This is a genomic window from Blautia sp. MSK20_18 (genome assembly GCF_020553125.1).
Taxonomy (GTDB): domain Bacteria; phylum Bacillota; class Clostridia; order Lachnospirales; family Lachnospiraceae; genus Blautia_A; species Blautia_A fusiformis.
In genome coordinates, this window is sequence record NZ_JAJCGR010000066.1 from 1 (window position 1) to 7,179 (window position 7,179).

7 protein-coding genes are annotated in these 7,179 nt (G+C 39.5%); all 7 read left to right on the forward strand.

Annotation, left to right across the window (positions count from 1 at the left end):
• Nucleotides 1-175 precede the first annotated feature (175 nt).
• The 7 genes from LI091_RS17935 (at nucleotide 176) to LI091_RS18695 (ending at nucleotide 6,867) form a co-directional block, all read left to right on the forward strand.
• Nucleotides 176-3,181: a hypothetical protein gene (locus LI091_RS17935; RefSeq protein WP_265191428.1), complete on the forward strand. Its 3,006-nt coding sequence runs from the start codon at nucleotides 176-178 to the stop codon at nucleotides 3,179-3,181.
• Nucleotides 3,182-3,284: 103 nt separating this feature from the next.
• Nucleotides 3,285-3,911 (forward strand): anthrax toxin lethal factor-related metalloendopeptidase, encoded by a 627-nt coding sequence (locus LI091_RS17940; protein WP_265191429.1) that lies wholly within the window; start codon nucleotides 3,285-3,287, stop codon nucleotides 3,909-3,911.
• Between the two features lie 545 nt (nucleotides 3,912-4,456).
• Nucleotides 4,457-4,891: a dUTP diphosphatase gene (locus tag LI091_RS17945; protein WP_265191430.1), complete on the forward strand. Its 435-nt coding sequence runs from the start codon at nucleotides 4,457-4,459 to the stop codon at nucleotides 4,889-4,891.
• A 21-nt stretch (nucleotides 4,892-4,912) separates the two neighbouring features.
• Nucleotides 4,913-5,467, forward strand: a complete 555-nt coding sequence (locus LI091_RS17950; RefSeq protein WP_265191431.1) for a hypothetical protein — start codon at nucleotides 4,913-4,915, stop codon at nucleotides 5,465-5,467.
• Between the two features lie 110 nt (nucleotides 5,468-5,577).
• The gene (locus LI091_RS17955) at nucleotides 5,578-6,051 is read left to right on the forward strand and encodes a DUF5684 domain-containing protein (RefSeq protein WP_265191432.1); all 474 of its coding nucleotides are present in this window, start codon (nucleotides 5,578-5,580) and stop codon (nucleotides 6,049-6,051) included.
• A 21-nt stretch (nucleotides 6,052-6,072) separates the two neighbouring features.
• Entirely contained in the window at nucleotides 6,073-6,372 is a 300-nt protein-coding gene (locus LI091_RS17960; RefSeq protein WP_195657113.1) for a zinc ribbon domain-containing protein, read from the forward strand.
• A gap of 114 nt (nucleotides 6,373-6,486) precedes the next feature.
• Nucleotides 6,487-6,867, forward strand: coding sequence for a DUF2085 domain-containing protein (locus LI091_RS18695; protein WP_195657114.1), 381 nt, complete (start codon nucleotides 6,487-6,489; stop codon nucleotides 6,865-6,867).
• Nucleotides 6,868-7,179: the final 312 nt, after the last annotated feature.

Here is a 7,179-nt window from a genome sequence, read left to right on the forward strand (position 1 = left end):
TTTCAAACATACATCTGTTTCTCATTTTATTCCTCCTTCTGAATCAATCTGTATACACTTAATATGCAAAAAATAGAAATAAGCATATACGAAAATAAGATTATTTTTTTCTTATTTCAGATTTTGCATTTTGTAAATAGTAAATACAGGAAATAGAACAAAGGAGGTTTTATTTATGATTTTCGAAAAAGAAGAGCGTTTGGCTCACAGATTGGAAGACAATAAAAATAACAAAATAGATACTTTAAAAAATGAACTATCAGAACGGCTTAAAGAATTGTCATTAAAAGAGCCGGAAGAACAGCAGGCATACATTAATAACTTATATCGTGGCTTATCTCCGGCTGGAACCGATAAACTTAACAAAGTGCTGGACTTGTATAACAAAGAAGCAGACTGCGCTCTGAAAACTCATGATGAAGTAATGGATGGCTACCAACAGACCATACATGAAACCGTGGCATTATTAAATAAATACGGAACTGAATTTGGAAAGACAAAAGAGACTGATGACTTTATAAAATCGCAATTTGCAGAATTAATGAGTAATGTAAAGAAGCCAGATTTGCAGGATGTTATTGACTCAATCGGCCGTGAGATGGAAAGAGAAACAGAGAAGCAGGGCTTTGAATCTGATATAGATAAAGCAAAAAAAATGGTCTTAAATAATATCGTAAAAGAATACGGAACAAATAACAATGTAAGGCTATTTGTGTCAAATCCGGTTAAGGCAGAAACAATCGCAGAGGACCTTATAAAAATACTGCAAGACGGAGATAGAAGAGCCAAAGGACTTTCAGACGAAGAGCAGGCACAAACGAAAGCACAGACAATCACAGACTTTAAGTTTGCCATACTGGAAACGGAAAAAGTATCGAATCCGGCTGATTTTCAATCAGCAATAAATATCCTTGACAAACAACTTGATTTTGAGGGCCGCAAAGCGCTGGACTCTGCAATCAAACACAATAACAAAACAAATCAAAATAAATACGAAGCACATAGAATTAAATTAACCGAAAAGGAAAAAGATTCATCGTGGCAAAAGTTTGAAGACAGCAGCCGTATGAACCGCCGGTTAAAAGAAATGCAAGACAGCCTAAAAGAATGGAAAAAGAACCTTGAAAGGCCGAAAGATAAGTACGATACGGGATTCATCAATTTCGCCCTTCGTACACTAACAAACCTTGAAAACTTGATTACAGAAGCGGTGACATTTATAGCGGATTCAATAGCGTATCATACACCTTCTAATACGGCAGACAAAGATAAAAAAGAAGAAGAAAAACAGCCTGAGCATGATGCTTCCGAATCTCCATTTTATGGAATAATGAAAGAGGCTTATAAAACAAAAGGTATCACACAGGCCTGCTTGATGACTTCAGGAATACTCACAAAAGAAGAAGCAGAGAATATCTTTGTTATGGACGTTTCATATATCAGGGCACAAGGAAAAGAAACACAGAAAGAGTTGTTTGATAATTACGTGCAAGGGCTCACGCAGGCTATGGGTGCTTCTGAAGATAAGGTAAGCGAAGAAGTAAAAGTACAGCTGCAGTCATTTATTGCAAAATATGAAGCAGGACAATATGAAGCAGATATTGAAAAAAACATTAAAGACGGATGCTCCTGGGATAAGGTGTATAAATTTGAAGAATGGAACAAAAGGGCTGAGCAGGCTGGAAAAACTTTCAATACAGAAGTAAAAAGTAAAGAGGTAAAAAGGGAGGAAAAAGAAGTTCCTGACAAACCAGAATCCTCCGGCTTCCGAAATTACGCCGATGGGTGTTATAAAATTGCTATGGATGTAGTAAGAAAAACAATAAATAAAGAATATCCAAATGCGGATGTAGCAGTCAAAGACATGCACGACCGAATAGAGTCATTCAAGGCTGAATCAAATATGAGGGACAACCAGGTCGTAAGATACTCCAGGCTAACAAATATCCTGGCGGACGAACTTGCCGCACGGAACATGACCAAAGAGGCCAGAGATATTATGTCAAAAATATCTGAAGGCTGCGAAAAAACAACTGGTGTGGACCGGGCGATGGACTTACTGAAGGCATCTATGCAGGAAAGCAAAGGAGAAATACGTCAAGTTTTTCATGAATATTTAGAGAATGCACTTGGAAAGATGAGTACTGAAAAAGAAAAGCAAGAGTTTATTACGAAGATGGCTGAAAAAATTCCGCTAAGTTACGACAAAGGCTCCTTTGGATATAAGCAGCAGTTCATCTTAGCAAATGAAGCCAGGGAATTTGGCTTAAGGGCAAAAGGCAGAAAAGGCTTGAGTAACAACAATGACGTAAGGCGTGTTGCTGGTTATGTGGCAGACTTATACAAGAAACAGGCAAACGGAGAGAAAGGCGTCTCTGCCTATAAAGCATATGTTGCGTTGTGTGAGCGGTGTAGCACTACTGAAGAAAAAGACCTGGTAAAAAACACCGTACGCGAGAAGTTGAGTAGAGAAACATATGCCCTGACTGCAATGACGAAAGATATTATTCGATATGAAAAAGAGTATATGCAAGATGTGCAAGACTTGAACAAAGTAATAGAAGACAATACCCGAAATGATTCGGTGATAACTCCCCGGCCGGAAGCCGGAGCCGTTACCAGATTAAAAATGAACTTACATTCACCTTCACCAAGCCCGCAAGGGCTGACAAACGACGACGAAGTCGGAGTGCAGAGCGTGAACGGGGTTTCCTACTCCCCGTACATGTCCAGTAACCACCAAACCGACGAACAACCGGAGGTTGGCCGCGGCCTCCCGTCCATCGATGGCGCTGGCGAACTTGGCGCATTCGGAAAAAAAGCCAAAGAAGACATGGAAAATATTACGACAATCAATGCGGACCAAGAAAAAATGCAGCAAAGGATAGAACCGATAGCAGTACAAATGGCAGATGATTTTAACAGGTGCATTGATGGCAGCAAAGAGCAGTTTGTCAACTGGTGCAGTGGCCGGTCGTATGAAGAAATAAAAACCGCCATTGACGTTATAGACAAGAGCATGGTAAGTCCGTCCGGAAGCGTTGACTTTGCGAATGCCATAGACATCGTTTCAAAAGACGTGGATGGCATCGGACAGAAGGATATCCCGAATAGTAATGCTATTATTAACGATATAGATATTGAGTTTGGTGATTTTGATATGGATTTTGACGAACGGTAAATATCTATACCTGCGCGCAGAAAAACACTGCGCGTTTTTTTTGTTTCCCTAAAATCTAGCATATTAGCGAAGTAGATTAAAGATAAGAAAGGAAGCAAGAAAAATGACAACAACAAGATTTAAAAAGAAAGCAACAGGATTAATTGCAGTATTTTTTGCAGTGGCAGGTCTTTGCCTGAGCCCGTTGAATGTACTGGCAGCAGATGTGGGCACACCCGACGAAGAGACTTATTACAGCATTGTAGTCCCTGACGGAAATGTCAGCCAGGAATCAGTCGACAGAGCAAATGAGCTGCTAAATGCGTTGCCTGAAGGCTTACTTGAAAACTTTGTAAACGACGGCTGGTCTATCTATGTTACAGATAAGGATATTGATTCGACGTTCTTTGGCGGTCAGTATGGTTCCGTAATGGGTGCTACTTTAGAAGACTTAAGCGCTATCTATATAGAGCAACGAAGTAAAGCAATAGAGGAATCAACAATACATGAGTTCGGGCATTACGTAGATGATACCGAAGGATATCTGAGTGATACACCGGAATTTGCACAAATTTACAATGCTGAAAGCGCAGCATTTGTAAATGCATTTAATGTTAATTTTTATTATGACGTTCACGAGTTTTGGGCAGATGGTTTCTATCGTTACTATGACGGTGAGAGGGACGCCCTGCAGCGTTCTTGCCCTCAGCTGTATGCCTATATAGAAGACACTGTTAATTCGTTGTGCTAGCAAGTCATATAGAAGATGATGGATTTTGCCATCATCTTTTTTTATTTTTTTTCGCAAAAATATCACCTTTATATTTTTTTTCGTCATATTAATATAGAACAAAAGTCACACGGAAGAGCAGAGTTAGATGCTGCTGGATTTATCCGTGCAGAGGAAAACGACAAACGAACCCATATAAAAAAATTCGTAGATAATTTTACTTTTTTGTGAAAATCAGGCATATTATATATGCAATACAAAACAGGCTCAGCTGCGAGCCCGCCTTTGTATATGTCCTGCATATATAGTGTGAGTACATGGATAAGCTTCATCTGCTTATCGCAAGGAAAGCTTAAGAGGCAAAGTCCATCGTCCAATATAATCGTCTTATAACCCTGCAACACGGTCATTTCCGTCGGGTGCGGAAGATGAAAAACGGTGGCGTATAGAGACGTCTAGCCGGTTCTCTTTTGGGAACCCGCCAGATTTATCTGTGCGGAGCAGTCAGAGACAGACATAACTGTCCGACGATAAAAAAAATAAATGAGAAAAGGAGATTAAACAAAATGGAACTCCCATTAAGAATCAAGTATTTTGATAAAAATATTGAAAAACTAAAAAAAACAGAGAAAGGAGACTGGATTGACTTAAGAAGTGCAATTGACATTTCATTAAAAAAAGGAGATTTTGCGCTTATCCCTCTTGGAGTCGGAATGGTCCTTCCTGGCGGATATGAAGCACACATTGTACCAAGGTCAAGCACATTCAAGAACTGGAAAATCATCCAGACGAACAGCGTAGGAATCATAGATAATTCATACAGCGGAGAAAATGACCAGTGGATGATGCCGGTATATGCGGTTGAAGATACGAAAATCAAGAAGAACGACCGTATCTGTCAGTTTAGGATTTTAGAGAAGATGCCTGCTCTTGAAATCCAGGAAGTGGAACACCTAAACGATGTATCCCGCGGTGGATTTGGAAGCACAGGAAAAAATTAAGAAAAAAAAGGAGATAAAATTATGGCTTATAAAACCCCAGAACAGATGGTAAACCTGATTATTGAAGAAAATCTTTTAACAGACGCTTGCATGACGATTATCGATGGCAGGAACGAGTATGGCTTCCATGCAGTAGAGATTCCGCCGGATAGCATCAGACCGATTGGAAGGAACCGCGTGAACGTCTTGCTTAATGACAGTGGAAAAAATATTTCCGTTCCAGTAACACTTCCAGATACAGATAAAGAATACAGCCTTTGGCTAATGAGTTTCATTGAAGGAAAATACGAGGTTATTTGCGTCCAGCACGACCCAAGCAGCGAAAGTAAGACCGAAATGAAAAAGAAAGAATACCTGTCAGTCATTGCATTCTTTCTTGACCATTATAAAATCGGGACAAGAACAAAACTTCTTGGTGTTCTCAAGAACGGCTACGCTATGTTGAAAAAAGAAATCGGTGACAACAATGCATATGACCTGCTGCGTGATTATATGAACGAAAGTCTTGTTGTGCAGCGTGCAGAAGAGATGCCTGATAAGTATGGCGTTCGTTTCAAATTCCATCTTAACGATTAATTTTAATCTGGTAACGAACCTAGCAGAGTCAATAGGCCTATTGAAAGAAGCAGGCGCAGGCCGGCTAAGTGATACGCCGGCCTTAAAACAATCTATAAGGAGGAAATGCTATGTATTCACAGCTTTCAAATTTATTTGCTGGAATGGCAGTAATTTTTGTGGTATTGATTGCTTACTTTATTGCTTCACTTATTGCAAATTATATGCTGCTTGGCAAGATTGGCAGAAAAAAGTGGCCAGGACTTATTCCTTACGTGAACGACTATTTTTTGTTTGATTCATTTTGGAATAATAAAGTATTTGCAGCATGGATTGTTATGTACATATTAACCGTTTTGTGCGTCAAAAGCAACAATCATACGCTTGTCATTATTGGAATGATATTATCAATCTGTAACTTCATTCTGAGCATCATGCTGTACAGCAGAATAAGCAAGGCTTTTGGGAAAGGGGCTTTATATACACTCGGTTTAATTATCGTCTATCCGGTATTTGCTATTATCCTTGCTTGCAAAGGCGAATTAACAAAGGATTTCTCAAACGAGTTATCCACGAAGATGTCAGAAAGACATGCTGAAAAATAAGAAAAAACAGGAGGTGATAGTATGTTTTGCAAAAATTGCGGAAAAGAGATTGATGACAAAGCGGCAGTCTGCCCGCATTGTGGAGTAGCACAGAACGAACAGCAGCCAATTGACGACAGTGGAAGCATTGGATGGGGCGTCCTCGGATGCTGTATTCCTGTTGTTGGCCTTATCCTTTTTCTTGTTTGGCATGACACAAAGCCAAAGAATGCAAAGGCCGCTGGAATTGGAGCTTTAGTATCTGTCGGCATTGTAATACTGTGGTATATACTTGTCGCAGTGGTTGGAATTGGTGTAGGCCTTGGCTCTGCATCGTTTTAATGATTTTCAGTAACCTAATTAAGCAACACAAGCCATGCATTTCATGCAGGGCTTGGTTTTTTTATAGAAAGGAGAGGGCAGGATAGATTAAGTTCTGCGATAATGATAATATATATGGGTAACAACACGCTGAGCAGATGGCTGCCAATTATATTCGGATGCCATCAAAAACCTGAAAGGTCATTTTTTTACCACGGAAAGCAATTCCCTCTATGCGCCAGATGCACCGGCGAATTGGTGGGAATATCGTCTGGCGTCATATTATTCTGGTTTTGGAAGCCATGCCTTGCAATATCTGTCTCAATCATGATTCCTATGCTGATTGACGGATTTGTGCAACGGCTGACGCCATATGAAAGCACAAACGCAAGGCGTTTCATTACAGGTTTCTTGTTTGGATTGGGTCTTGCATCAATATTTTTGGTGTCTGTATCGTCTACGTTCGCAAACGGATACAGGTACGGACTTGAAATTGGAAAAAATATAAAAAAATAAAAGATACAAAAAAGGCCGGAAAAATCCGGCCTGAAATAGCAAAATAAAATGCAGAAAACCATATATCTCGGCTCTCATTTTACAATCTGAATGATGTTTTTGAGCTGTCTTCATCCATCATACTTAAAATATATGCAGAAACAGATGTAGCGTTAATCTTATTCGCTTCTTTTAATGTATTTTTAAGTGCATTTTTCGTCATCAATCCGGTTTTGATAAATCCAATCAGAGCCTCTTCCTTACCATCTTTTAATAAACGTTTAGGATTTAAAGCGGGAATCCTCGGTTATTCTATATCCGAGATGAAAGCGC

Coding starts and splice junctions, on each gene's coding strand:
- LI091_RS17935 (WP_265191428.1), top strand. CDS start 176: ATGATTTTCGAAAAAGAAGAGCGTTTGGCTCACAGATTGGAAGACAAT.
- LI091_RS17940 (WP_265191429.1), top strand. CDS start 3,285: ATGACAACAACAAGATTTAAAAAGAAAGCAACAGGATTAATTGCAGTA.
- LI091_RS17945 (WP_265191430.1), top strand. CDS start 4,457: ATGGAACTCCCATTAAGAATCAAGTATTTTGATAAAAATATTGAAAAA.
- LI091_RS17950 (WP_265191431.1), top strand. CDS start 4,913: ATGGCTTATAAAACCCCAGAACAGATGGTAAACCTGATTATTGAAGAA.
- LI091_RS17955 (WP_265191432.1), top strand. CDS start 5,578: ATGTATTCACAGCTTTCAAATTTATTTGCTGGAATGGCAGTAATTTTT.
- LI091_RS17960 (WP_195657113.1), top strand. CDS start 6,073: ATGTTTTGCAAAAATTGCGGAAAAGAGATTGATGACAAAGCGGCAGTC.
- LI091_RS18695 (WP_195657114.1), top strand. CDS start 6,487: ATGGGTAACAACACGCTGAGCAGATGGCTGCCAATTATATTCGGATGC.